This is a genomic window from Paenibacillus lemnae (assembly GCF_012933385.1).
GTDB classification, from domain to species: domain Bacteria; phylum Bacillota; class Bacilli; order Paenibacillales; family Paenibacillaceae; genus Paenibacillus_AQ; species Paenibacillus_AQ lemnae.
The window spans coordinates 72,665-98,359 of the sequence record NZ_JABBPN010000001.1 but is presented as its reverse complement, the minus strand read 5'-3'; the positions used below and the strand labels follow the sequence as shown (position 1 = coordinate 98,359).

Sequence of the window (25,695 nt, the reverse complement as noted above, 5' to 3'; positions counted from 1 at the left end):
TTTTCCTTTTCTTATAGGTCTAAGGGCTTCGCTATGCCGTGCATCGGCCATAGCGAAAACCACACATATGCTTTTACACTGCTGATATGGACTGGACCCAGACCAGGATCTCTGCTGTCCAAGCTCTCGCCAAGATTGCGGTTATCGCCCACTACGAAGAGCTCATTATCTCCGACGGTGACTTCGTTCACATCCTCCGAGGTTCCATAGGTATATAGCTCGGAGAGCGGCGTCCCGTTCACATATGTAATACCGTCCGTTATCCTTACTCGGTCACCATCTACGCCGATAACCCTTTTTACGATGCTGTAACCGAGTTCTTCTTCGTGGACAATGACGACATCTCCATATTGGGGAGGCTTGAAGAGTAGAGACCACTTATTTAAAACCAGGACGTCGCCATTCTGCAGGGTAGGGTTCATCGAGTTGCCCGAAACCCTGTCTAGTCCAGTTATATTGTTTACAACCAGATATACCGCTCCAATAATAAGGATCAGCTTCACCCATCCCCACAGGGTTGATTTCTCACTGACTGCCGGGGAATTCTCGCTGATCTTGTCGTTCACTTGTTCCAATCCGGATTGCACCGCCTTCGGTTATTGTTCGCTGGCTGCTTCGTCTGACTGCTCCGGCGAGACTGCCGGCGCTGGCGCTTGTTCCTGTACAGGTGCCGATTCGTCTACCGGGTTGGCTTCCGGTGTCTCATTAGATTCGGTTGCGGGCGGCTTTTCGGAAGACTCTTGCGCAGCCTCCGGTAACTCTGGTGTCTGCTCAGGCTGAGGCTCAGCTGCTTGTTCCGCCGACGATTCTGGCTGCTTAACCTCTGGAGCTGCTTCCGGCGTTTCCTTCTGTGCTTCTTCCGCCGATTCTACTGGTGTTTCTTTCGGTGTTTCTTTCGGTGTTTCTTCCGATGCTTCCTCCGGTGACGCTGACTCTGGGTCTTCTACCGGTACTTCCTTCGGTGCTGGGACAAATGTTAAGTCCGGCGCCACATAGCTAGCAGCCAGGGAATCCATCGCCGTGAGCGCGCTCTGTGCAATGGCTTCCAGCTTGCTCAGGATCTGCTCCCGATCTTCGGCATTTTGAATGTTGAGGCTCTCCAGCAGCGATGCCGCATATTGTTCAATAGCCGCAATTCTGAGTTTTTTCTCTTCCTCCGTGTACGCATCCAGCTCATTAGATAATGTCTGAAGTCGAAGCTGCAATTCCGCCTTTAACAGAGCCTTTTGCTGATCCGTCTCGGATTGAATGCTTTGCTGCAGGCTTTGTTGGGCTATCTCGGTTTTTTGGGTGAACCATGCCTTCATGGTGCCTGCAAGATCGATATCTGCGTATGTTATACCCGTGGCCATCAGAACGGCTGTTAAAGAGAGAATTCCGGCTGCGACTTTATTTCTAACGGTGAAGCCTGTTGTTTTTCTTCGTCTGCTGCGTGCCATCTCTAATGCTCCTTTCGATTAAAAATAACCGGGAAGCCCTGTTTGTACAGGGCTTCTGTCGGTTTATGTGCGTCCAGTTTTATTATTTAGGATCCATAGCGATGCCTTGAACGATACTGTCCAGTTCGGCTTTTGCTGCTTGCTCCAGCTCCGCTCCACGGTCTGTAATTGCCTTCTTCGCGTTGTTTACGCCAGCTGTTTGAACTTTGGCAAGCTTCGCTTGCAGAGCATCAAGCTTATTGCGCAGGTTTTCTTCAATTTCACCTTGTGCATTCTCGCCCTCGGAAGCAAGTAATGCGCTCAATGCATCTTTTGTTGCCTGAATTTGTTCGTTCAATTCGTTAACTGCTGCGTCCTGAGTTGCAGCTACACCCTCATTCAGACGGCCAATGTATACGCCTTGATGGTTTTTGATCGCACTATTCAGGGCTGTCTCGTTGGCTGCACCCGTTTTATTAACTTCTGTATTCGTCTCTTTGTTCGTCACAGAAACGTATGCGTCATATTCACGCGGCATGCTAGCCTCAATTTTTGCTTGAGCACCTTGGATTTGCGCGATGTATGCATCCACTTCAGCATTTACCGCATCAGTTGCTCTGCTCTTCTCGGCGTTCCCTGCGTCGCGGATATCCTGGCGTGCCTGGCCGATCGAGCTGTTAACCTTGTTATTATGGATATCATTCTCGCTCGCATAGTAGGTAGCAAAGTTGCCGGAAACAATGCTTTTTACAACGCCTGATGCAGTTGTATACCAGTTCTGTACTTGAACCCCGGCACCTGTTGCTGCAAATGCGGTTCCCATCGAAGCTACCATCCCAACCGTGACTACCCCTGCTACTACCTTTTTCTTCATCTTCTTCATTTAAATCATCTCCTCATTTATAGTTCTGTTAAATAACATTCCTTATGACTCAATTGCTGATTACCTAAGCCCGCCGCTTACATTTAGCTGCTGTGTCAGCTCGTTGATGGTATCTTCAGCAAGTTGTTCCAGCTGCTCACTTTGCTCTTTTGAAGTCTCTGCCCTGAACTGCTCCAGCTCCTGTTCCAAATTCCGGCCAAGTTCGGCCTCGGCCCTATCGATTTGCTCGATATAATACTGGCTGTAACGGCTGATACTTTGATCCATCCTGTACAAGGCTTTGTCCGCAGCGTTGGACAGCTCTTGCCCTGAGCTTTCCGACAATGCGCTTACATAATTCTCTACTTCCGCCGTACCTTTTTTCATAGCGTGAATCGACATGCCGTTCAGCATCTCTTGGATCCCATGAGAACTATCGGCGTACCATTTCGACATCAGCGATCCGACATTAGCTTGACCATTGACAATGCCAAGGACCAGCACAGAGGAAATTCCTAACGAAACACCAGCAATCCATATCCGCGATTTCCTTGTCTTCATCAGGCGTCCTCCTTTCAGGTTGTTACCGATTCGCTGTCCTCATTATATCGCCTATACCAATCTGTCACGTCAGTCATGAGAGTGATTTTTTAAGAGTTCTTTAGAGGGGGTGATGGTATACTTTCGTACCAGATACGGGGAAGTGGTGCTTAAACCTACCGAAAGGAAGAGACCCCTTTGGCCTCTCCCCTGTGATCAAGCTATAAGCTAGGACGTCACTCATTTCTTTTGCAGTGCCGAGCTTCATTTTTTCGCGGAGAATTACTCAATCGGTCCGCGATGACCGTGCTCATTACGTGTGAGCGACAGCACTGATTTCAATCAATTGCTCAGGAAACGCCAGCGCGTTCACGCCAATGAGACTGCCCGCAGGACGATGCTGGCCCATATATTCTGCGAACAACTGAATGCAAGGCTCGAAATGCTCTTGTACGTCTGTCAGGTATATCTCAACATAAGCAAGGTTTGACTTCGTGACACCGAACCCTGCCAGTACGCGATCTAAATTCTCAAGTGTCTGCCTGGTCTGCGCCTTGATGTCTCCTGCACCGACGAATGTGCTCTTCATATCGTGAGAAAACTGACCCGAAACATAGATCGTGCCGTTAATCGAATAGCCCTGTGATATGCCGCTGCCTTCCTCCCATGCAACACCGTGATCAAACGTTTTTGCTATCCTCATTTTTGTTCCCCTTCCGTTCAAAGTATGGTTAGTATAAAATGGTGGCAAACAAAAAAGTAGTACGCACTTTAAAGATAGGTACTACCAGAAAGGATAGTGTTCGCATGAGTATGGCTGAGTACAGGGGCAAAGTGAAGCATCTTAAAGACACTCCGTTCGGTTATACACTGTCCGTCATTGGCGGCAAGTGGAAAATGGTTATTATTTACCTCTTGGCGGAGAACGAGCCGGTTCGATTTAACGATCTGAAGAGACAAGTCGGGGCGATTACATATAAAACACTAAGTTCACAGCTTAAAGAGCTGGAGCAGGATGGGATGGTGGAACGAAAAGAATATCCCCAAGTCCCTCCAAAAGTGGAATACCGGCTTACTGAAAAAGCGAAAACCCTGCTCCCCATTCTGGAGGGGTTATGTGAGTGGGGAGCACTCCATCAACCTCCCATGATAATAAAAGAAGACATATAACCACGGTCTGTCGTGTGAGCCACACGGAGATAGATGCATTCTGTCTCAGAAACAATTTACTGTCTGCATTGAGTGAACCAATATCGACAAATTTATCTGAGAAAACGAAATATAAGCATCTCCCCGTGTTCTTGCTGATGACCTAATTCTTCCTTATAGTCGCCGTTCGTGCAGACAGCCAGCGTCTTACGCCAGAATTTTTGCGCACGCTTATTTCGGTTTGTGGGATTAGTCTGCAGCTCCCAATGACCTGGCATTTTGTCAATCAGCTGCCGTACTGCCTGTTCTCCTACTCCTTTTCCTCGATACTGACGCAATAGAAAGAACTCGTTCAAATAGTAATCAATGTAAGACGGACATGGCGTATAGGGCGAAGTTGCCACAAAAGCAAGCCCCGCAGGGAGATCATTCACCTTAATGAGATAAGGAAACAAAACGCCCGGATGTTCCCACCATATATCAAAAACCCGGTTTTGTTCGGCTAATGTCCGAGTATCGTCCTCTTCAAACACGCCGTACCGATTGGTTTGATGCCCCCAAATTTCGGATAGATCATACAGATATAAAGGATAAATATTGTTGATAATAAATTTGTCTTCCATACGGCTAAGCTGCAGCTCTACCTTCATGGCTGACCCCTTCCTTTCCCTGGCTGACGCCATTATATATCCAGAAGTATACAGGCCCTCGATATCAAAAAGTAGGCAAACAATGCTTATAACCGTTTACGAAATCATCAAAAGGCTCGCATCGGATTTGATTCCAACACGAGCCTGCTGCTATTTCTCTCTTTTGTATACAATCTTCCTGACCGTATCTTCAGATAAGCAATACAAATCTGTGAGCTGTTGAATACTATGGCCCATTCGAAATAATTGCTTGATCTCTAAATTTCGTTTCTGCAAATACTCTCTCTGCCCCGAGACCTGTCCCCACTTTTTTCTGCGCCCTTCCGGTGAAGGAATATACAGCACACTGCCATGTACGTATTTTTGTATTTCATGGAGTAAATCATCGGGTAAAATCTTACTTGCTGATACATATTTCATCGGCTTCGCCCCTTTTACCATGATAGAGATGGCCAGGTTGCAAAGCCCATGTGACAAGCTTACTAGCTGCACGGAACTTGTTCGGCTATATCACACTGCTCCATGCAAATAACCGATCTCGCTTGTCACGTAGACTTTGCATGGAGCGAGTACTGAAACCTTGCGCCGAGAATATTCTCAAGCAAATCAGGTTTTGAACCCTCATCATAACGACTTCCTCTCTTTCTATCATAAATGTAACGATAACTATTTCTGTATCACATGAAGAGAAATGTAACCCTGTAATTATTTCTGTACCGCATTGCAAAATTCCTTGCTGTTGTATCACTTTGGCCTGCTTGCCTTCTGGCACGTCCCACCGTGCTGTTCGTGACGGCAGTTTATGCAGGCGTCAAAGGCCGCCGATAAACCCGGCAGCCTTCGCGGTGACATAGCATGTTTTTAATGACCTATTTCTGATCTTTCATCTGAATGAGGCGCTCTTCTACCCCCAGGATCGTGCTCTTAGCCTTCTTGTATTCAGAGCGCAGTTCCTTTGGCAGCTGCTTCAGCTGCACGGGACCATCGCTCGGATTGACCCCGGCCTTCGACATGATGGTCTCTCGCTGCACTTGTGCTGAGATGTAGATCTCATACTCCTCCGGGGTGAGCACATCGCGGGCAGCCGGCAGGTCATTCAAGCGATCAAAATACGGCTGGATATCCCCATACAGCTGCTTTAGTGCTGCGTATGTGTCAGGCGGAAGGACGGAGAAATCAACCTGCCAGTGCTTGTTGGCATACTCCACCTTATAGGCGACCATTTGTTTGGACAGCTTCTCAAATACAGGGTAGTCTTCACCCAGCGTTTTCTGCGCCCCGGCAAACTTCATCCCGACCTTTTGGTACTGCTGGATCGTCATCGTGGCAACGTTCTTCTTAATTTCTTCAAAAGAGCCGTAAATGCGGTCAGCGAACTCCGGGCTGGCAGCAGCAGCGGTTGCCGTAACAGCGCACGCAGAGAGTAAAGCAATAAACACGACACGCTGGAATTTTCTCACGACTCTTCTGCCACGGGACCTCTGTCGTCTCAAGCCTTTGGCAACTTTCGTGTCCAGTTCCGCCGGGACATCCAGGCTTGGGGCATACCTTTGAAAGGACTTACGAATGTGTGATTCGATATTCATGAGAGCTCTCCACCTTTTCATCCGATATGTGATTCCACGTTGTTCGCAGCTTCGTGATCGCGGCATGGTAACGAGATTTCACGGTACCCACTGGTATATTCAGAAGATCTGCAATTTCCTCTAAACTGTAATCCTGATAGCAGCGCAGCACCACAACGGTACGCAGCTTTTTGGACAGCTTCATGACCTGATACATCATCTCATCCCGGGTTTCTACATCATTCATCGGTTCGTGATGCTGCGGATCACTCGTACGAAGAGTCTGCTTCAGCATGTCGTGCCTGCGGAAGTGGCGCCACAGGCTTCTCCGGTGATTATTCACCAGGCGAACCACGATCCCATGCAGCCAGAAATGAAATGGCCGGTTACCGTCATATGTGCGAAATGACTTCCATAATTGAACGTATACCTCATTGGCTACTTCTACCGCATCGTGCGAATCCGGGATCAGAAAAGCGACCATCCGGTAGACATCATGCCGGGTTTCCATATACAGCTCCTCAAACGCTCTGTCATCCCCGTCCGCCATCCGCGTTAGCAGCGCTTGGACATTCACTTCCTTCATCGGGGGGCCCTCCCTAAAATTTAGCTTTGACCTATATTGGCTCCATGTGGCGAAAAGGTTCGGTTTTGCCTAAAAATATGTACAAAAAAAGAACCAGACGATAACCTGATTCTTTAAATGAATGCTCCGTGCACTGCTCCCAATAGGGTGAAGATCACGAGGTGATCTCCAATCGCCGTCAGAAACGACGTTTTACCCATTAGTCCAAACAGGTAGTTTTTAAGGTAGACCATGGTAATGATCATCCCAATAATAAACCCTATCAACGCTCCTGTCATCACCCCGGCAGAGTCGATGGATTGAACGAGTACAGCCAGCAGATAGGAGCTGACCCATGCTATGATGATGGAGTAAATATATTTAAAGGGCCCCTTACTCGGTACCATTCCATGACTGTCTCCCTTTTTGCCTGTCAATAAGATAGAATAATAACCCCCCCCATAAACAATGTAGATCATTGCGCCGACGACAACCGGCAAGTAATTGATACTTCCCCAATCGATCATACAGAAATCCCCCTTTATTTCGGTTCAATAGCTAAACAGATCGCTTTAATTTTGCACTCAACGGACAGCGATCCACATACAGGTTTCATTTGAATCAATTCAATCGGATTCCCTAAATATCTGTATCCACTTTTCGGCAGCCAAAAGCTGTAGAGCTCGGAATAGCATTCGATCAGCAGGCTTCTTTCGCTGTAATCGACCGGCTCCTCGAACGTATAGACCACATGCTTGCCGCCCATGAACGGATAAACGGTTTCATGATGGAATGCCTGGACTGCACGCTCATCAATTTCAACCCGGCAATCATACTGGCTTTTATCCGGAGGGGTGATATAAGGGTTGTTCCTGGGAACCCCGAAAATCAACGTATCCGACTTAATGAATTCCCTTGAATTTGCCCAATGATAAAGATCTTCCCACACATTCGTAATTCCTTCTGTATAGGGACCTACCCTCCTTCTATTGATAGTTAGGCAGACTGGAAACTCCATAGTCTTCACATTATTCAAATCCAGCCATGTAAACTTATTATAGTCAGTCGATGATTGTTCTTCTTTCTTAATACTGCGGTTAGGTTTAGAATTCTTGCTATCATATGCTCGAGGAAACCGTTCCAGATAGGCGCCTTCACGCCATTTCTTCGGACTCGTATGGAAGTGCTGATTAAAGGCGTACGTAAAATAAGACAAGGATGTGAAACCTGACATGAAGGCTACATCGGTAACAGAAATATTGTACTCATAGATTAATAAATGGGCCGCATTCTCCATCCTGAGCCTTTTTACATAGCTTGCAGGGTTTTCGCCGGTAAGTGACTTGAAAAGCCTCTGAAAATGATAAGCTGAATACGTGGAGATTTTTGCAAGCTTCTCGAGAGGGAGTGGTTCACTTAAATTTTGCTCAATATACTGCAGCACCTTATCGACTTGTTTTTGTTGTTCTGTTCCGTACATTTGAAAAAAACTCCTTTGTCACTGAGCATTTACATCGCCAGCTCAAGCTCACAATCCATTCAAAAACAATTCTATCACTAAAACGAACAACCAGATAAAAAACGAGGCTCCGCAAAGGACAATTTCGAAAAAATGAATATGAAAAAGTTTATAAGGACCTTGTTCGGCCTGACGAAGACCGAAGAAATCACAGTGCTGCCTGATATATATCCATCCACAGGCCATGGTTAACCCGGATAAGAGAAAGGCCGCCACGGGTAAACTCATGGTGTATCTCGGATGGCCGCCGGTCTCCAGACTAAACGTGAATCCGAGCTCCTTGGACAGCAGCACCGTTACCACAATGATAAGGAAGATAAGCAGGCCTAGGCTGAAAGGATGCCTTCTGTAGTCGATCAGACGGAGAATCACCCGCATGGTGTGACTTTCGGGTTCAAGCTCCTCCTCCTTCACCTTCTCGCCCTCATCATTCATGATATAGATAAATGAAGTCACAATCATGCCGACAAACAGGACCGGCTGCAGGATGCGCAGCGCCATCCCCAGATCAACAATCGCCATAATACCCAAGATCACAAGAACAGACAGGAGCAATTTGCCTCCGACGGTCTCTCGTTGTTCCCACATGCGGTTCACAAATCGCTGAGCAGCCGTCTTGTCTGCTTCTTCATGGCTGCTTTCATTCTTTGTATGTACAGCACCCTTGCGCTCATGCTGAATGATCCAATGAGAGATAAACATCATGCCTAGTCCGAGAATTAACAGAAAATATGCTCTCCTCGGATACATATCTATGTAATCATAGCTATCCATGATCCAGAGACCATCCAAAGCGATAAGAAACATACCAAGCATTAGAGTGTAGGGAGCCGCTCTATAGATGATGATTCTCCACTCCTTTTTTATTGGATATTAAACATTTTGCCCGTTATTTAAGCAGCTCTGAAATACCAATAGGGCTCTCTATCATGATAGAGAACCACTAGATATATTGGGAAGTCCGAGCGCATGAACGGTGTCTATTGCTTTGCTCAAAGCTCTACGCCGCCTTTTTACTTCCGGTTCGCCTCATGCACTTTCAGCAGCTTGCCTTTCACCGTCGTCTCCTTCATTGCAGCGAGCACAAGTTGTCCTTTGCCGTTGAGAATATCCACGTAGGAGGCGTTCTCCTCGATCGAGATAATTCCGATGTCATCCGCGGACACCCCGTCAATTTTGGCAATCGTGCCGACGAAGTCCACTGCTCTGATCTTCTTTTTCTTTCCCCCGTTAAAATAAAGCTTCAGCACCTCTTGATTCGCACGCGAGCTCCGGTCCTTCTTGATCGCTGCTGCTTTTGTGATCTTCGCTTCAAAAGCAGGACGGTTACGTGATACCTCTTCTGCAGAAGGCTTGTCCCGCTTCGCAATCTCAAATCCGATATATCGCTCGACGCTGGCTACGAATTTATCTTCTTTCGGTGTGGCGAAGGAGATCGCGGTCCCCGACTGTCCGGCTCTTCCCGTTCGGCCGGTGCGGTGAACATAGCTTTCGCTCTCTTGCGGAAAATCATAGTTGATCACATGGCTGATGTTCTCGATATCGATTCCTCTGGCGGCGACATCCGTCGCGATCAGATAGCGGAAGGCCCCCTGCTTGAACGCGTTCATCACCTTCGTACGATCGTCCTGCATCATGCCGCCGTGGATTCGGCCGCAAGGGTATCCGTGCTGATCCAGCTCCTTAAACACAACTTCAACCCGGATCTGGGTACGGCAAAAAATAATGCAGCTATCCGGATTCTCCGCCACGGTAACATCCCGAAGCAGGCTCAGCTTGTTCTCATCCCGAACCGGGTAAAGCGCATGCTCAATCTGGCTTGTCGTTCTGGCCTCCGTTACCACCTCGATGTCCAGCGGATGATCCATATACTTGTGGCATAGGCTTTTCACATCCCCAGGCAGCGTCGCCGAGAACAGCATTGTCATTCGATCCAGCGGCAGCTCGCGGATAATCTTCTCCACGTGCTCAATGAACCCCATGTTCAGCATCTCATCCGCTTCATCAATCACCAGATACCGGATTTGCTCCAGGTCAATTGTCTGCTTCTCGATATGATCGATCAACCGCCCCGGTGTGCCGACAATGACATGATTTCTCTGCTGCAGCTGCACCTTCTGCCTGGAAAAAGGCTGCTTCCCATACACAGCGGTAGCCTTGATTCGCTTATATCTGCCGATATTCATTACGTCCTGCGTAACCTGATCCGCAAGCTCTCGCGTCGGCGTCAGGATCAGGGCCTGCGGCCGATTCTCATCCCACTTCAGCATCTCGCAGATCGGTATGGCATACGCCGCCGTCTTACCGCTTCCTGTATGGGACTTGACCGTCATATCTTTCTGCTCCAGCGCGGAAGGAATCACCTTGCGCTGCACTTCTGTTGGCTGCTTATATCCGAGGCTGTTTAAAGCACGGGTAATGTCCTCGCCTAACCTGTAATCCTGAAAGCCTTGCTCACTCATACGTAAACCCCTTTTATGTAATCATCCGATTGGTTTTTCAAGCTCTATATAGACTGAAGTTAAAAGTTACTCTCCCTGGTGGCTGCGATGGCAAGTGTTCTTACGACCGCTGTTGCCTCCAAAATGCTTTGAATTATAGTCTATGGTGGCATTTTGGAGGCAAAGGCGGACGCTTCGCTTCTCCAGAATCACTTGTCACCTCCGCTATAGGAAGGTTTTTCTTTAATTCATCCTATATAGTATAACCTATTTATCGTGTTCAGATGTTTATCTGAAACATCCTTCCGCTATCACGCGTCTAATATGTACATTGGAGAAAGGGCAGGTGATGGGTACTATGAAGAAATTCTGGTATATATCCGTACTTGCAGGGGTGCTGGTGCTGAGCGCTTGCAGCGAAACGGAGCCGTCAGAACAGTCACAGCCGCAGAACCCGCAAGCCGAACAGCCACAAGCGGAGGAGCCTCAGATGGAGGAGCCTCAACAAGAGGAAGAACCTCAAGTGGAGGAAGAGCCGCAGGCTGAACAGCCGGTGGAAGAACCGCAGGAAGCCGTAGACGAAGGCATGCCGCCGACCGCGAAGGAAGCAGCAACGACCGTGCTTCGAGCCTTGAAGTCAGGCGATATGGAAACGGTGGCAGCCTGGGCTCATCCGGAGAGAGGCGTCCGCTTCTCGCCCTATGCCTACATTGATCCCAAGAAGGATCAGGTTTTGACGCGAGAGGAAATGTCGGATGTCATGTCGAGCAATACGGCGCGCAAATGGGGAGAGTTCGCTGGAAGCGGTAAGGAGATCGAGTTAACCTACGCCGACTACCACGAGAAATTTGTGTATGATGCCAACTTCTTCGACGATGCAGAGGTCGGTTTAAACAAATCACTCGGCGAAGGGACGACCGTGAACAATCTGAACGAAGTGTACCCGAAGGAGACGCATGATTTCGTAGAGTACCACATTGAGGGCGTGAACCCCGAATACGGCGGCGTGGATTGGCGCAGCCTGCGTCTCGTATTTGAGAAGAACGGCATGGATCGCTCGCTGGTGGGCATTGTGCATGATGAGTGGACGCCTTAGGTTGGATCACGGATGTTCGTAATGAGAGAGGCTATCAGTATGTTCGTGTAAACGTTAAATCAAGAGTTCCTTTTCTTCCATCCTAATAACAACTCATCAATAAGGCCGCCGAAGTAATCGGCGGCCTTATTGTACTGATTAGCGATATCGCTTTGAAGTATGCTTTGCAATAGAATCAATAACAATGTCCCAGTCATCGTAATGAAGTTCATGCCCTGCCCCCGCAAGTGACAGTAACACGGAATCTGGAATCTCGTTAGCAAGATGTTTTCCATGTTCATAAGGGATAACGGGGTCTTCTGTTCCATGTATAATCAAAGCGGGAACTTGTATTTCCCCAGCCCTCGCAAGATAAGACTCTCCACCTGACAGCAACGCATGATTAGTCATGCTAGCCGGGTTTTTACTTCTTCTAAAATCTTTCCTGCTTAATTCACTAACTTTGTTCTCATCGAAGAGATGCTTTGAACCAACGAGGATTCTTGATCTAGCCATCGTAAATTCAACTACGGATTGTTCGTCTGTCCAGTCGACTGCCTCCATATTCGAGAAAAACTCCATCACCTTCTCCTCCATCGGGGGAAAATGCGGTGCAAAATTGGATGATGATAGGAGGGTAATGGTTAGCACTCTTTCCGGATGCCGCAGCGCGATCATTTGCGTCAGCATACCGCCCATGGACATGCCTAAGATATGCGCGTGCTCCACCTCATAAGCATCCAATACGTTAACGGCATCGTCTGCCATATCTTCAAACGTGTACTTCGGTTGACCCGGTTCGTAAGCTGTTGAACGACCCACATCCCGGTTATCATAACGAATAACAAAATGACCTGCATCCGCCAGGCGCTGACAGAATTCCTCTTCCCACCAAATCATGGAGGACTGGGCACCCATAATTAATAAAATAGCCGGGTTAGCAGGGTCTCCAAAACAGTCTGTACATATTTCAATTCCATCAATTTTGATTACTTGTTCATTCATATGATTCCCTCCCATACCTGTAATAAAAGAAAAACACAGGCTATTAGCCTGTGCATTGGTAATCGAAAAAGAGCTATGAGGACAGAGACCTCTCTGTCCTCCATATCATATAATTAAGTCGGGTTACCGTGAAGGCAAACCATTCTTCGATTACTATGCACACAAAATAGCCTTAAACCACTATTCGTTCCTTTGCGCAAAGAAAATCAAAGAATTAGTTCAACACACGTAACCCCTCCGTTCCAATCAGTTACGTGTATGCTAGCATAAGAAGAATTTCCATGTCAACTCTTGGGAATTTTCAAGTCTATTATTTTTTGATCACGGGTATCCAAATCTCGCTTCGGTATTGGGGTGAAGATACATCCTTGCCTTCGTTCCATAACATTTCCGGTCCCCTCGCCAATTCATAGCTTGCAGAAGGAAACCACTCCGAATAGATTCGGCCCCAGACATGCTGTAACGTTTCCGGGAACGGTCCCACAGCTTCGAACACCGCCCATGTTAATGCGGGAACCTCTAATGTTGAAAAATTCTCAGGACACTCCTTGGATGTAGCTGCGCCTATATAATGATCGAGTTCTCCCTTCTCCTCCATTCGCCCTTCAGAAAAATTGACCGAAGCCGAAATCAATCCCTGTGGTTCAATATTCGAAAGCTTCTTTAATAGTTCGATATCCTCAGTGGTTAGGCTTTTCCACATGGATGCAATTTCAGGATTGACCCCATCAAATTGAATCGGCACCCTTTTCATAATACCTGCGATACGGAACGCTTCTTTCTCAACGATACGATAATTCATAGCATTTCCTCCCTGAACCGTTAATTGGAAGGTCATTCGTGGATAGGCTATTAAAGATGGGGCATGAGACTTGACCAAAGAAGGCGATATCCCGTGCAATGCCTGAAAAGCTCTGGAAAAAGCGTCTGCCGATGTATAACCGTATTTCACGGCCACATCCACAACTCTCAAGTCTCCAGCTTGAAGCTCAAATGCCGCGAGCGTGAGGCGTCTCCTGCGGATGTACTCCGACAGGGAAATGCCCGCAAGGAAAGAGAATATTCTTGAAAAGTGATAGTCCGAACAATGAGCCAGTCTCGCCGCTTCCTTCAAATCAATGTCTTCCTCCAGATTCTCTTCAATATACTGTAATGCTCTATTCAGGTCTCCGAGCCAATCCATATGAATGACCTCCCTTCAGGTATAGAATATCAAGAATAAAAAGTTCACATCCGACATCTCATGCACCGATTTGTGGGGTTGCTTAACTTGCTGTTTGTTAGGGTACGGCTCTCCCCGATGAATCTTCACCTCCAATTATATCTGCTTTACTTCTAAAGAAACGCGGAATCTTCGTCTCATTGACGATGGATCCATACCACGAGAACGTGGAAGAATTTGCTGAACGTAACCTTCACTTAATGAGAAAACCACTCCATCATGATGGAGTGGTTTCTAAGCAAGCTGCAAGCTACTCTTACTTTCCAGAAATGTACAACCCGAGTTCTGCCACCATGGTGCTGCCAATGTAGGTTCCGCTAAATACGAATATCGCAACAACAGCAATTTTCCAGGAAGTATTCTTTAAATCAACAAGACGATTAGCAACCGATATGCCTGCAAACGTAAGGATCGGTGTCGTAATCGAAAGGAAATCAACTGCTCGAATAGCATCGACAAAAAAATCAGAAAGCAAGCACATGACAAGAGAAGTGATGGATACCCATCCCAATACCGGAAATTCCCTCAATACTTTAACGGACGAAGAATTTAACTTCTCCGATATAAAGATTCCGATCATGGAGAAAGCCCAAAGGGAAAGCAGTCCTGCTATGGTCATCCAAGTGACAGGTGCCGAGTCGGGATTCTTCATAAGCTTTATGGACTGCGTAAACAGAATCAAAGCAATACTTATGAGAACAATCAGACCGTATTTGATGTATTTGTTACGCAGCGCGTTTTGCATGTTGGTCACCTCGTGTGAAGATTCGATATAGGAATTGCTGTAAAGGAGCGGCAAGGAATACCATGGTAAAGGTTCCTAAAAAACTGGTCAGCAGCTGGCTTGTGGCTGCGTAGGCCAGGATTGTACTCTTCATTTCAGGAACTTGAGCAACTAGAGATGCCGATGATGCGCTCATCATACTTCCTGAACCCACTCCAGATGCCATCGCTAAGGCTTCAACGCGGAAACCAAAGTTAAGCAGAATCGGTGCAAATATGCTGAAAAATATCGTGCCGAACAAGGTTCCAATAATATATAAGGACAATACGCCTCTTCCTTCTTTTGAATCCAGCGTGTACTTTTCCGAGATGTACGCAAGCTCACCTTCACGTCCAATGCCCAATGTAGCGCCAATCGCCTCTCGTCTCAGGCCTAGCAGAATCGCAATAGGAAGTCCGAAAATCACGGTGCCCAGGTTACCCAGCTCCTGAACGAGGAAAATCCCCCCGATCTCAAGAATATCAACGATTTTAGGAGCAACATCTGCACCGTATCTCGCCATAAGCGGTAGCATAATCAAGATGAGATATTTGCCGGCAAACTCGATATTTTCTTTGCTGTACACCTTTTTCCAGAAGCCTTTTCGCAAAATATTCAACCCAAGTATCATCGTAATCAAAATAGCAAACACGAGAGGCAGCAGGCCGATGGATACTCCCCCGATCGAGATACTCTGAAAGCCAATCATTTCAGAGATCGTTACGACCAATAATGCAAAGATGATAAGGTAGATAAAGTTATTTTTCTTCATGATGACGTCCTTCCTCTTCACAAATAATCTCTTGAATCAATTGGGCATACTCTTCATAACTTCTTTTGTACAATCTGGTTCTATCCAATGCTCCGTTCATTTTCTCAAACACCTGTGCCAGAAACCTCGGGAAAATTTCATAGATAAACTCAGGATCAATATCGATAAAGTCATCGCCATGAATCGTTCCGGTAAAGCCGCTGTAACCGATCTGGATACAAGGAAGCATGTAGGACAGGTCCCCGATATCCCCCGCTGCACTGATCGAATCCTCATCCAACAGCACTCCAATGTCCTGTGTGTTCTTAAATGCCTCTTTAACAAAAGAGGACAAGTAACGATTTTGGCTAAAAGGCAGATAACCCATCTGGGTGGAGATCTCTACATCTCCCTGCAGGGCGAGAGCACTTCCCTTGGCGGCGTCATCCAGCCTTCCCGCAGCTTCCTTCATATAATCAACGGACAAAGTCCGCAAATCCGTTCCTACGGTGATACCGTTCGGAATGACGTTCGTGGACATATCGGAATTCATGACAATCGGATTGATTCGTACTTTTTCTGAGTCTTTAAGCTGCTGACGACTTAAGCCGACCGCCACATTAAACAAGGTGGACATGCTGTAAGCATTAACTGAGGAAAAAGGATCGAACCCCGCGTGAGAGGCTTTTCCGATAAAGGTATATCTTTTATACAGAAAACCAGCCAAATCGCAGTTGGTATTGATGGTTCGCTTCGCAAATTCCCCGCCGATCGCATGCACACAAATCCCCGCGTCAATATCATCAAAGACGCCAAGCTTCATGGCTTCCGGCTTTCCGCCGTAGTGAGTGATCTTGTTCTGCTTCATTAACTCATCCCGGTAAGCGAGATCCAAATACTCCTCCGCCGGCACAAAAATAAAGGATATTTTATAATCAAAATGGTCGTACGCCTTGCTATTCACAAGATAGCTGTATAGAGCAAGCGCGATGGCAACCTGCGTGTAATGACCACAATTGTGGGCAGCGCCTGTAGCCTTATCGGCATACATATGTGAAGGAGCATATACCGCATCCAATTCTGCGATAAACGCAACATGCAGCTCTTTACTGGAATCACCTAACGTCGTTCGGAAGCCGGTTGTGCTGAATTCCTCCAACTGAATATCCGGATTTAGCTGTTTTAGATAAGCGATTACCTTTTGTTTCGTTCGTTCTTCTTTATATCCCAGCTCCGGATGATGATAAATGTCTTCTGCCATTCTCTTAATATCCTCGTACTGGTTTTTGAAAATCAACACAAGTTCCCCCAATCCATTCATCAAAAGCTTACTGGTGAATCTATTACGGTGTATACAGTACAAAAGGCCAAAACACGAACATTACACATTCTAATATAAAGATTGTTCGTTTTCAAATTTATTTATTTACTATAATTACTAGTTTAAGCACTAATAAGCCAGTAATTAGGATACTTTCGGAGAATTGAACATAATTACATTCACCCGCATATATCAATAAACGTGGTCACAATTCGGTGTTTAAAGAATTTAATAACTTCGATAAATAACAAAAGACACTGAAGTTCTGCTCCTCAGTGTCTTTGGTATGGATACTTTTCTACTACTATAATTAAAGCTGCTCGATGATCCCTTCCAACTCCTCGATCAATCCTTTTGCGCGTTCAAAATCCGTATCTTTCAAAGCCAATTCGATTTGCATTTCAACGGCCTTTTTCTTTTGCTCCATTTCCAAGTAGTCTTTATCGAAATGACTGGCGTAAATCATCTGTCTGAACTTGCGCATACTCATTTTTCGAATCGTCTTGTTGTCAATGATGAGGACATAATCCATACCGTTAACGACCGAATAAAAATCATGGGAAATCATGAGGATCGCGCCTTTATAGTCGATGATGGCTTTCTCCAGTGCGACCTGCGTATAGATGTCCAGATGGCTTGTCGGTTCGTCAAGAAGCAGCAGGTCGGCTTGAGTAGCCGCGACTTTAGCCAATTGAAGTATGTTTTTTTCGCCGCCGGATAGTGATTGTATCTTCTGCTCCAAGATCTCACCTTCAAAACCGTATTTCGCCAGATGCGCTCTGACCTCGTCATACGTCTGGAATCCGGCGTCGATGAATTCATGGAGGATACTATTTGAGCCTTTCAGCGTTTCGCCTTGATGCTGGGATAAATAAGCCACTTTGACATCGTCATGGATCTCGATGGAATCCTGATTGTTCTTGAAAATATCCCGGAGCAGAGTCGTCTTCCCGGTACCGTTCGGACCGATCATGGCGACTTTATCTGTAGATTTGATCTCGAAGCTCACATCTTTCAACAACAGCTCGTCAAAGGAAACGTTATAGTTATTCACCTTTACTGCGATGCTGTCTTCGACTTCATGATCCAGATCAAACGCAATATTCGGCTGCTTGATCTCGACAAACGGCGCTTTGATTCTGCGCGCTTCCAATCTTTCCTGGAACTTCACTCTGGCATTTAACGCTCGGCCTCTGGAAGCGTCTGCTACATTCGTCGCGATCTCTCTAAGATTGTCGATGATTTGATCGTATCGCTCGATCTCTTCCGCTTCAGCAACCGCGATCTCCTGCAGCTCGATTTTGGTCTGAAGCAAGGAGAAATTGTACTCGATATAGCTTCCTTCAAACTCCTGGAGTTCCGTGTTTTCGAGGTGAATGATTTTGTTGAAACAATGGTTCAAAAGATAGCGGTTATGCGTAACGACCAGCAGCATGCCTTTGTGAGAATTGATCAGTTTTTTGAGCGCATTGAGGTTTTCAAAGTCTAAAAATACATCCGGTTCATCCATAATCATCAGATCGGGACTACTAAGCATTTCCTTCATGACTTGAATAAGCTTGAATTCCCCGCCACTCAAAGAGGTTACGCTAACGTCTTTTAGCTTCATGAGGTTGGCCAGACCCAGCTGTTTATGAATGGTACTCTCGAAATCATCTCCACCCATGGCATCAAGTGCGTCCAGAGCCGATTGAACCTTTTCCAAGAGTGAATCCATATCCGGCGTAGTTGCCATTTCTGCATACATCGCTGTGATTTCATCCTGGAGCTTGATAAATTCTGCCCCGATATATTCAAAAACGGTCATTTCTGCCGCTGGGTCTACCTGAGAGAACTGACTCACATATCCGATTCGACAGTCCGGATCGATCTCCAGCTTGCCGTCGAACAAATGTTTTTCCGGATCCATCAAGATTTCGATCAGCGTACTTTTTCCGCTGCCGCTTGTGCCGATAAAGGCGCAGTGCTGCCCCTCTTCGAGCGTGAATGAAATGTCGGTATACAGTTCCTTTTGCGGGAACGAGAAGGATAAGTGTTCAACTTTGATCATGGTGTTACCTTTCTTGGTATCTGAAATGGGGTTTATGGTTGGAAGTGTTGTAAACGTACGATTGAGGTTTTCGATTCTCAGAGTAACACTGATTGGGGGCAAGTACAATTGAATTGTATCTCTAACGATCGTGCTTCCATCAAGTACAACTCCTTCAATTTACAATATTAAACGGTTTGGATTGGGTATTTTTGCTAAAATAGAAGTGCTGCAGGAATTTAAGCGGGTTAAAGGAGAGGATTTCTTGTCAAGAAAAAGATGTACCTTCGTGTTCACCATACTATTGTTGTTATGCAGTAGTATCACAGTGTTTGCAGCAGAGAAGACCAGCGGGGGAACGGGGGAAGCAACTCCTTCCGGGATTCCGTTGACCGCTTTGGAAGACTTTGTCGACAATTACGTAAAAGAGTACATAGGAAAACAAACGGTAGGCGCATCCATTGTTATGGTGAAGGATGGCGAAGTGGTGCTGTCCAAGGGTTACGGCTACGCAGACGTGGAGCAGCAGATCCCTGTCTCGACGGACACGGTCATGGAGTGGGGCTCCATCAGCAAGCTTGCAGTATGGACCTCCGTGATGCAGTTAGCGGAACAAGGGGAAATTGATCTCAATGAAGATATCCGGCGCTATTTGCCCGTGAATTTCCTAACCAGGCTGAACTATGACGATCCCATAACGATGCTCCATCTGATGAATCACAATGCCGGGTTTGAAGAGTATATGTTCGATATGGCCTATCAATCCCCTGAGGAAGTACGGACGCTGGAGGACGGGCTGCAGCTTGCCCAGCCGGCACAGATATACAGACCCGGTGAAGCTGTGGCCTATTCGAACTATGGCAGCTCACTGGCTGCGTATATTGTGGAGGAAATCACCGGTCAGCCTTTTGATGAATACGTCCAGCAGCACATTTTTGATCCCTTGAGCATGAGGGACTCCATTGCACATTCCGTCGTAGAGGACCGCCCGGAGCTGCTTAAGCGTAAAGCTAAAGGTTATTTCTTTGAAGCAGAGGGCGCCTTTACTCCTGGGCCATGGAATTATATGTCCATGTACCCCAACGGCGGCAATAATGGTACTGCGGAAGATCTGGCTGCATTTGCGATGGCACTCCTCCCGCCAGACGGACAACAGTCCCCTTTGTTCAAGAAACCGGAGACGCTGGACAAGATGCTCACCCAGAGCTATACCCCCGCTGAAGGAATGCCGGGGATTGCCCATGGGTTCTGGGAATATCCCGGAGAACACCGGACGCTGGGACATGGCGGTAACACGATTGCTTTTGCCACCAATCTGCAGATTGTGCCTGAAGACCGGTTTGCGATCATCATTATGACCAATCAGGCCGGTGAATCCAATATTGTTCATGGTCTGACCAAAGCGATAGTAGGCACATACAAGCAAGCGGATGCTGTCGATCTGCCGGATGTGTCAGAGATTCAAGGCGAGTTCGTAGCTGCACGCCGCCCGGAGCATGGCTTCATGAATTTATTTCCCTATCTTACATTGATGAAGCTTAAGCCGCAGGGAGCAGATCAGCTGCAGGTGACTCTATCGGGCTTAACCGGAAGCTATAAGCAGGTTCAGCCTTACCTCTATGAGAAAGTGAGCGGTGACGCTGCGCTCGATGCCTGGCCAATGCTGTATGCCACGGTCCGTGATGACAAAGTGAAGGCGGTCTCGGTATATACCTCTGATTATTTGCCGCTGCCTGCCAGTAAATCCATGCCGGTGCTGATCTTGAGTGCCGCTTTGGCGGTGCTGGCCATTGCCTACTTCTTGATCGCCCCATTCGTCTTGCTCCTACTGGGGGTGATGAACCGGCGGAGAGGCGGAATACCCCCTGCACCTCGTGCCGTCAGCCGTAAGCTGGTGGTCGGACTCACCTTGACGGGTACCAGCATCGTGTTGAACAATCTGATTCTCGCCTTACGGATGCTCAGCAACTATGAGCGGGCCTATGCCGAAGTATATCCGCATATTATAATCAACTATGTTCTGACTGGACTGGCTGCATTATTCATCTGTACGCTGCTGCTATCCTGGAAGAAGAATCGATCTGCTACAATGGCCTCGGGCAAGTGGTCCGCCATCCTGCCTGTTGGTATTATGGTTGTTCTGGTGGGACAGCTTGTATTCTGGCAATTCTACAGCTAGACTTCCGTCAGAGTGAGGAGTATATCCTCACTCTTTTTTTAATGGATTTTAGAAAGCATTTGCGTTATTTGTTCTCTTACCCAATTTCGAAGCTCAATCTATCTCGGATCATCTTCATTGATGTGTTGTCGACTACTAGTCGCAATATCCTCTTGATCGTCATCATCTAATTACTGAATATTCATTTCTGATTTGATACCATTTTGACTTAAAAATTTGATTAAATCATTACTCAGCTGCACAATCTCATTGTTAGCATTTTTCTTATAATCCGGCAGCATCATATCTCTAACCATTTTAGTTCGCAGCCAGATCATAAAGAAAAAATCCAAAAATAAGTTTGGAAATTTAAGCACCCTTTTAAGCATGGGTGGATCAATTGAAACGCCAGCTTTTTGTATTGCAGTTAGATGCGTTTTTAAAGTGACTGTTATTTTGCGTGCCGTATCTCTGGTTTTGACTGTTTTTTTGTCCATTAACTTATTGTCGGATTGCAAAAAGCTCAACATGGCAATGTCTGATACGGAGTGTGTGATGAGATACGCCTGCATATCCTTTTTAATAACGTAAGGGAGCTTTGCTGCTTTCAATATTATTGCGAGTTTTTCTATCCGTTCTGTCACTACACCATTAATTTCTCCGAATGCAGTTGCCGCTAAAATCTTTGGTAGAAATCGAGCATGCAATACTCCATCTTTAATCTGTCCGCCGAAGCCCGGAAAAGCGGGTAAAAGTCTATCACCAACGATATCCAGCCACGAAGAAAATCCAATTGAATTACTAGTCATCGTAACTATATTTTTGCTTTGATTATCTTTAAGCGTGAACAACGCTGATTCGGACCGATCATAACGAACGGTAACGAAAATAAAATCGTATACATCGTCGTTTTCGAGTGTATCAATGACATTCACTTTTACCGATCTCACTGTACCTTTTTCATCATATCGCAGGCCATTTTTTCTTAATGATTTATATCTATTAGAACGTGCAAACAGGGTAACGTCACACCCTGCTTCAATAAGCTTCATTGCGTACATGCTCCCGATGACACCTGCACCAAAAATTAAAATTCGAACTTGTTTATTGGACATTAAAACCGCTCCTATTTACTAACACCTCTAATTTAATTACCCGACAACATGTTGTATGATGTGATTATAAATTTTCATTATTCATTGATCAACCATCAGTTTTTTATGATTTGTCGGATGATATTCTTAGATGCCAGCAGGAGGAAAACATGAAAAAGCAGCCCCAAATAACCGAGAAGACAAGACAAACCTTTGTTGACGTTTTTTGTGAGTTATATAGCCAAAAACCAATCGAGAAAATTTCAGTACAGGAAATTGCGAATAAGTCAGGATATAACCGCAGCACCTTTTATCAATACTTTACTGATATTTACGAATTGTTAGAAGCTGTTGAAAATGACTTATTGAACGACATAAGAGAAGGAGTGGAGAATAAAGAACTATCGATGCATACGATTCAAGATGCGCTCCATTGTCTGGACAAACCCGAACATCTCTTGGTTCTCAATGCCCTTTTAGGTGATTATGGAAGTCCCCGTTTTTTAACACGCCTAAAAAAAGAAATCACTCTAAATCGGTTAGAATTAAATGTTCCGCCGCAAAACCCTTCCTTAACGCCATACTTGATAGAGTTTTACCTGTCAACCTCCTTTTCCTTGTTTCGTCTTTGGGTCCAGCGACAAAAGGATTTATCGTCAAACGAGTTTTTCAAGTTAGTGGACAACCTCTATTCAAAGGGGGTTACGTCCTACTCTAAAGAATGAGTCTGCCATTCTTAAACCTAGTCGGTGTTTAGTACAATAAAAAAACTTGCCCTTCCTTGTGATACGGTTCACCATATCACCACAAAAAATGAAAAAACTCTTCATGAACTATATCCATGAAGAGTTCATTCCACAAGATCTCGCCTTTAACATTGAGGGGTCGCAATTTACATCAATGGATGTGGTGTGTACAGTTCTTCTAAACTCTTGATTTCTTCAGGCGACAATGTAACCGACAATGCTGAAACCGCATCTTCAAGATGGCTGATTTGGGTCGCTCCGATAATCGGGGCTGTAACCTCTTCTTTTTGCAGCAGCCATGCAAGAGCAACCTGTGCTCGTGGAATTCCTCGGCTAACGGCAACTTCCGCAACTCTTTCCGCGACTTTACGATCCGCCTCTTCCGTATGAACAAACAATCCTTTTGCCACTTGATCCATCTCGGATCGCGAGGTCTGCTCATTCCAATCACGGGTTAACCGACCCGCAGCTAGAGGCAGGTAAGGCGTGACGCCAACTCCTTCATCTTTGCAGAGTGGGAGCATTTCTCTTTCTTCTTCCCGATAGAGCAAGTTAAGCCTATTTTCCATAGAAATGAACCGTGTCCAGCCATTGCGTTCTGCGACATGCTGAGCTTTGGCAAACTGCCACGCCAACATGGAGGATGCCCCGATGTATCTAACCTTGCCAGACTTCACTACATCGTGAAGAGCCTCCATGGTCTCCTCAATTGGCGTATTAGGATCCCAGCGGTGGATCTGGTACAAATCAATGTAATCTGTCCCAAGCCGTCTTAGACTATTGTCAATTTCGGTCATGATGACTTTACGGGAAAGCCCCATTGCATTCGGACCTTTGCGCATGGGAACAAATACCTTTGTACTGATGACCACTTCGTCACGACGAGCGAAATCATGTAAAGCACGCCCGAGAAATTCTTCACTTGTCCCGTCGGAATACATATTAGCACTACTAAAAAAGTTAATGCCCAATTCGAGTGCCTTTTTCATAATCGGCCTGCTTTGCTCTTCATTCAATGACCATGGGGTATTACCGCGTTCAGGTACTCCGAAACTCATGGTTCCAAGGTTTAACCTTGAAACCTCTAATCCGCTGCGTCCAAGTTTTACATATTCCATTCCATAACACACTCCTTAAGTATAATTAGAATCTGACCATAAAATGAAGTATTCGACTACATTTTGCACACCCTCATCTAGGTTGACGTATCAACCTAGATGCACTTTATCACCTTGTAGTTGACATGTCAACTGTGGTAATATACTTTTATGAATATTAACGAAGTGAATGAAGATGAAATGCGAATATGGAATATGTGGAAGGGCTCCTTCAAACGAATCTTCGGTCTCGTTGTGAAAGAGATGTCTGAACACACTGGACTATCTGAGGGGGATTTTGGAGTATTAGACCGGTTAGCCCAACTCGGAGATGGTAAGCTTCGGCAACAGGAACTAGCTGACTCGATGGACTGGGATAAGAGCAGGCTATCTCACCATTTAACTCGGATGGAAAAACGCGGGCTTATTCTAAGGAAACCATTAGACGCTAATCGCGGTGTTGAGGTCGTCATTACATCTGTCGGAAAATCAGCTTTGAATGATGCCCTTCCCATCGTTTCACGGGCAATACGCAAGCATTTTCTGGATAAGTTAACCGATCAAGACATTGAGTCGATTACGGGGCTTGCGGAAAGAACAAAAAAGTGATCTTGGCATAAGGGTGAGCCCTGTTGCCTTGATCACTTTTTTTGATTCACTGACAAGAAACTGAATCCGTTCCTTCCCTATATCAATACTCTCCTAGCTTTCCCCCATAACCAAAGCTCTTCCGCTACAGAGCTTGCCGCCAATGTCCATCGCAATTACATGCGCGCGCTCTTCGATCTCCAGGCTGCTCCATTAAGCTCATTGTTGATCATCGCAGCGACGATTGCCCCCTGTGAAGCTGCTGCTACAGCTTGTTGAAATCGGGATGTCACATCCCCAGCGCTATACACACCCGGGATGTTCGTTTTGCCAAAATCATCAACAACCACGGCTCCCGTTTCCGTCATCTCGCACCCGATCGCTCTCGGCAGATTACATCCCGTCACCAGTTCTGGCTTGAAGAAGATACCTCTGCATGCTAGGGACGAGCCGTCTTCAAGAACAACTTGCTGCACAATTCCATCCTGGGAATCAATCTGCCGAATCGGGGAGTCAAACAACAGCACTTGATGCTGTCTAAGTTCCTCTCGCTCGGCTTCTGTTAATTCATCAGGGCCATTCGTGCAAACCGTAATATGATTCGTCCATCCGGACAGGAGTGGAACGAAATGCATAAGCTCTGCCCCTTTGTTTATGACAACAAGATGCTGATCCCTCAATTCCCAGCCGTCGCAGTATGGACAGACAAATGCACTTTTTCCGTACACTTCCTTCAGTCCCGGGATATGTAGCGGCCGATCCTTCATGCCCACGGCAAACAGTACTTTTTTACTTACCAAACGCTTACCTTGCATGGTCTCCATTTCAAATCGGCCGTCGGCTCCGGTGATGTTCACTGCCTGTTCTGTAAAAAATGATACGGAGGGATAAGCAGCGATCTCTTCATGTGCAAGCCGTCTGAACTCGCTCGGCGAGATCCCGTCACGGGTAAGAAAACCGTGCATTTCGTGCGTTACAGCATTGCGCGGCTGGCCTTCATCAATTAAAGCTACGCTTTTTCTCGCCCTTCCAAGCATCAGAGCTGCGTTCAGTCCAGCTGGCCCGCCGCCAATAATAGCTACATCATAAACTTGATTGTCCATCTATAATCACTCCTTTAATAGATCTGTAATATCC

The 25,695-nt window shown here is 46.3% G+C and carries 27 protein-coding genes; 5 read left to right on the top strand and 22 right to left on the bottom strand.

What is annotated here, in order from left to right; all coding sequences use genetic code 11:
• Window positions 1-11 precede the first annotated feature (11 nt).
• The 5 genes from lepB to HII30_RS00455 all read right to left on the bottom strand — a co-directional run bounded on the left by lepB (window position 12) and on the right by HII30_RS00455 (window position 3,523).
• Entirely contained in the window at window positions 12-587 is a 576-nt protein-coding gene (gene lepB / locus HII30_RS00475) for a signal peptidase I (RefSeq protein WP_169502965.1), read from the bottom strand.
• Window positions 588-596: 9 nt separating this feature from the next.
• Entirely contained in the window at window positions 597-1,439 is an 843-nt protein-coding gene (locus tag HII30_RS00470; protein WP_169502964.1) for a hypothetical protein, read from the bottom strand.
• A gap of 82 nt (window positions 1,440-1,521) precedes the next feature.
• Entirely contained in the window at window positions 1,522-2,292 is a 771-nt protein-coding gene (locus tag HII30_RS00465; protein ID WP_169502963.1) for a hypothetical protein, read from the bottom strand.
• A 69-nt stretch (window positions 2,293-2,361) separates the two neighbouring features.
• Window positions 2,362-2,841 carry a hypothetical protein gene (locus tag HII30_RS00460; protein ID WP_169502962.1) on the bottom strand — a complete coding sequence of 160 codons (480 nt, stop codon included), beginning with the start codon at window positions 2,839-2,841 and terminating at the stop codon, window positions 2,362-2,364.
• Between the two features lie 292 nt (window positions 2,842-3,133).
• Window positions 3,134-3,523 (bottom strand): RidA family protein, encoded by a 390-nt coding sequence (locus tag HII30_RS00455; protein WP_169502961.1) that lies wholly within the window; start codon window positions 3,521-3,523, stop codon window positions 3,134-3,136.
• Window positions 3,524-3,627: 104 nt separating this feature from the next.
• Here HII30_RS00455 and HII30_RS00450 point away from each other — a divergent pair, with 104 nt between their 5' ends.
• Window positions 3,628-3,990, top strand: a complete 363-nt coding sequence (locus HII30_RS00450) for a winged helix-turn-helix transcriptional regulator (RefSeq protein WP_169502960.1) — start codon at window positions 3,628-3,630, stop codon at window positions 3,988-3,990.
• A 92-nt stretch (window positions 3,991-4,082) separates the two neighbouring features.
• Here HII30_RS00450 and HII30_RS00445 read toward each other — a convergent pair whose 3' ends face one another.
• From HII30_RS00445 to HII30_RS00410, 8 genes are all read right to left on the bottom strand, one after another.
• Window positions 4,083-4,619, bottom strand: a complete 537-nt coding sequence (locus HII30_RS00445) for a GNAT family N-acetyltransferase (protein WP_169502959.1) — start codon at window positions 4,617-4,619, stop codon at window positions 4,083-4,085.
• Between the two features lie 150 nt (window positions 4,620-4,769).
• Window positions 4,770-5,111, bottom strand: coding sequence for a CD3324 family protein (locus HII30_RS00440; protein WP_343045023.1), 342 nt, complete (start codon window positions 5,109-5,111; stop codon window positions 4,770-4,772).
• A 377-nt stretch (window positions 5,112-5,488) separates the two neighbouring features.
• Window positions 5,489-6,205 carry a DUF3600 domain-containing protein gene (locus HII30_RS00435; RefSeq protein ID WP_169502958.1) on the bottom strand — a complete coding sequence of 239 codons (717 nt, stop codon included), beginning with the start codon at window positions 6,203-6,205 and terminating at the stop codon, window positions 5,489-5,491.
• Window positions 6,180-6,770 carry a sigma-70 family RNA polymerase sigma factor gene (locus tag HII30_RS00430; RefSeq protein ID WP_169502957.1) on the bottom strand — a complete coding sequence of 197 codons (591 nt, stop codon included), beginning with the start codon at window positions 6,768-6,770 and terminating at the stop codon, window positions 6,180-6,182. Before HII30_RS00430 ends, HII30_RS00435 begins: the two co-directional genes overlap by 26 nt.
• Window positions 6,771-6,883: 113 nt before the next feature.
• The gene (locus HII30_RS00425; protein ID WP_169502956.1) at window positions 6,884-7,276 is read right to left on the bottom strand and encodes a DUF1761 domain-containing protein; all 393 of its coding nucleotides are present in this window, start codon (window positions 7,274-7,276) and stop codon (window positions 6,884-6,886) included.
• A 14-nt stretch (window positions 7,277-7,290) separates the two neighbouring features.
• Window positions 7,291-8,229 carry an AraC family transcriptional regulator gene (locus HII30_RS00420; protein WP_169502955.1) on the bottom strand — a complete coding sequence of 313 codons (939 nt, stop codon included), beginning with the start codon at window positions 8,227-8,229 and terminating at the stop codon, window positions 7,291-7,293.
• Window positions 8,230-8,277: 48 nt separating this feature from the next.
• Window positions 8,278-9,075, bottom strand: coding sequence for a hypothetical protein (locus tag HII30_RS00415; RefSeq protein ID WP_169502954.1), 798 nt, complete (start codon window positions 9,073-9,075; stop codon window positions 8,278-8,280).
• A gap of 206 nt (window positions 9,076-9,281) precedes the next feature.
• Complete coding sequence (locus HII30_RS00410; protein ID WP_169502953.1) at window positions 9,282-10,730, bottom strand: DEAD/DEAH box helicase; 1,449 nt, start codon at window positions 10,728-10,730, stop codon at window positions 9,282-9,284.
• A gap of 337 nt (window positions 10,731-11,067) precedes the next feature.
• Between HII30_RS00410 and HII30_RS00405 the strand changes: the two genes are divergently transcribed.
• On the top strand, window positions 11,068-11,805 hold the full coding sequence (locus tag HII30_RS00405; RefSeq protein WP_169502952.1) for a hypothetical protein: 738 nt from the start codon (window positions 11,068-11,070) through the stop codon (window positions 11,803-11,805).
• Between the two features lie 138 nt (window positions 11,806-11,943).
• Here HII30_RS00405 and mle read toward each other — a convergent pair whose 3' ends face one another.
• The 6 genes from mle to HII30_RS00375 all read right to left on the bottom strand — a co-directional run bounded on the left by mle (window position 11,944) and on the right by HII30_RS00375 (window position 18,896).
• Window positions 11,944-12,789 carry an alpha/beta fold macrolide esterase gene (gene mle, locus HII30_RS00400; RefSeq protein ID WP_169502951.1) on the bottom strand — a complete coding sequence of 282 codons (846 nt, stop codon included), beginning with the start codon at window positions 12,787-12,789 and terminating at the stop codon, window positions 11,944-11,946.
• A 310-nt stretch (window positions 12,790-13,099) separates the two neighbouring features.
• On the bottom strand, window positions 13,100-13,972 hold the full coding sequence (locus tag HII30_RS00395) for an AraC family transcriptional regulator (RefSeq protein ID WP_169502950.1): 873 nt from the start codon (window positions 13,970-13,972) through the stop codon (window positions 13,100-13,102).
• A gap of 295 nt (window positions 13,973-14,267) precedes the next feature.
• Window positions 14,268-14,756, bottom strand: coding sequence for a hypothetical protein (locus HII30_RS00390; RefSeq protein WP_169502949.1), 489 nt, complete (start codon window positions 14,754-14,756; stop codon window positions 14,268-14,270).
• Window positions 14,737-15,546: a DUF3100 domain-containing protein gene (locus tag HII30_RS00385; protein WP_169502948.1), complete on the bottom strand. Its 810-nt coding sequence runs from the start codon at window positions 15,544-15,546 to the stop codon at window positions 14,737-14,739. Before HII30_RS00385 ends, HII30_RS00390 begins: the two co-directional genes overlap by 20 nt.
• Entirely contained in the window at window positions 15,533-16,822 is a 1,290-nt protein-coding gene (locus tag HII30_RS00380) for a M20/M25/M40 family metallo-hydrolase (protein ID WP_169502947.1), read from the bottom strand. Before HII30_RS00380 ends, HII30_RS00385 begins: the two co-directional genes overlap by 14 nt.
• A gap of 334 nt (window positions 16,823-17,156) precedes the next feature.
• Window positions 17,157-18,896: an ABC-F family ATP-binding cassette domain-containing protein gene (locus HII30_RS00375; RefSeq protein ID WP_169502946.1), complete on the bottom strand. Its 1,740-nt coding sequence runs from the start codon at window positions 18,894-18,896 to the stop codon at window positions 17,157-17,159.
• 244 nt (window positions 18,897-19,140) lie between these two features.
• Between HII30_RS00375 and HII30_RS00370 the strand changes: the two genes are divergently transcribed.
• Window positions 19,141-21,054, top strand: a complete 1,914-nt coding sequence (locus HII30_RS00370; protein ID WP_169502945.1) for a serine hydrolase domain-containing protein — start codon at window positions 19,141-19,143, stop codon at window positions 21,052-21,054.
• 170 nt (window positions 21,055-21,224) lie between these two features.
• On the opposite strand, the gene HII30_RS00365 is transcribed toward HII30_RS00370, so the two are convergent.
• The gene (locus HII30_RS00365; protein ID WP_169502944.1) at window positions 21,225-22,148 is read right to left on the bottom strand and encodes a ketopantoate reductase family protein; all 924 of its coding nucleotides are present in this window, start codon (window positions 22,146-22,148) and stop codon (window positions 21,225-21,227) included.
• Window positions 22,149-22,297: 149 nt separating this feature from the next.
• Between HII30_RS00365 and HII30_RS00360 the strand changes: the two genes are divergently transcribed.
• Window positions 22,298-22,852, top strand: coding sequence for a TetR/AcrR family transcriptional regulator (locus HII30_RS00360; protein WP_169502943.1), 555 nt, complete (start codon window positions 22,298-22,300; stop codon window positions 22,850-22,852).
• Between the two features lie 167 nt (window positions 22,853-23,019).
• Here HII30_RS00360 and HII30_RS00355 read toward each other — a convergent pair whose 3' ends face one another.
• Window positions 23,020-23,991 carry an aldo/keto reductase gene (locus tag HII30_RS00355; RefSeq protein ID WP_169502942.1) on the bottom strand — a complete coding sequence of 324 codons (972 nt, stop codon included), beginning with the start codon at window positions 23,989-23,991 and terminating at the stop codon, window positions 23,020-23,022.
• 150 nt (window positions 23,992-24,141) lie between these two features.
• Here HII30_RS00355 and HII30_RS00350 point away from each other — a divergent pair, with 150 nt between their 5' ends.
• Window positions 24,142-24,579: a MarR family winged helix-turn-helix transcriptional regulator gene (locus HII30_RS00350; protein WP_169502941.1), complete on the top strand. Its 438-nt coding sequence runs from the start codon at window positions 24,142-24,144 to the stop codon at window positions 24,577-24,579.
• Window positions 24,580-24,734: 155 nt separating this feature from the next.
• Here HII30_RS00350 and HII30_RS00345 read toward each other — a convergent pair whose 3' ends face one another.
• Window positions 24,735-25,661, bottom strand: a complete 927-nt coding sequence (locus HII30_RS00345) for an NAD(P)/FAD-dependent oxidoreductase (protein ID WP_169502940.1) — start codon at window positions 25,659-25,661, stop codon at window positions 24,735-24,737.
• Between the last annotated feature and the right edge of the window lie 34 nt (window positions 25,662-25,695).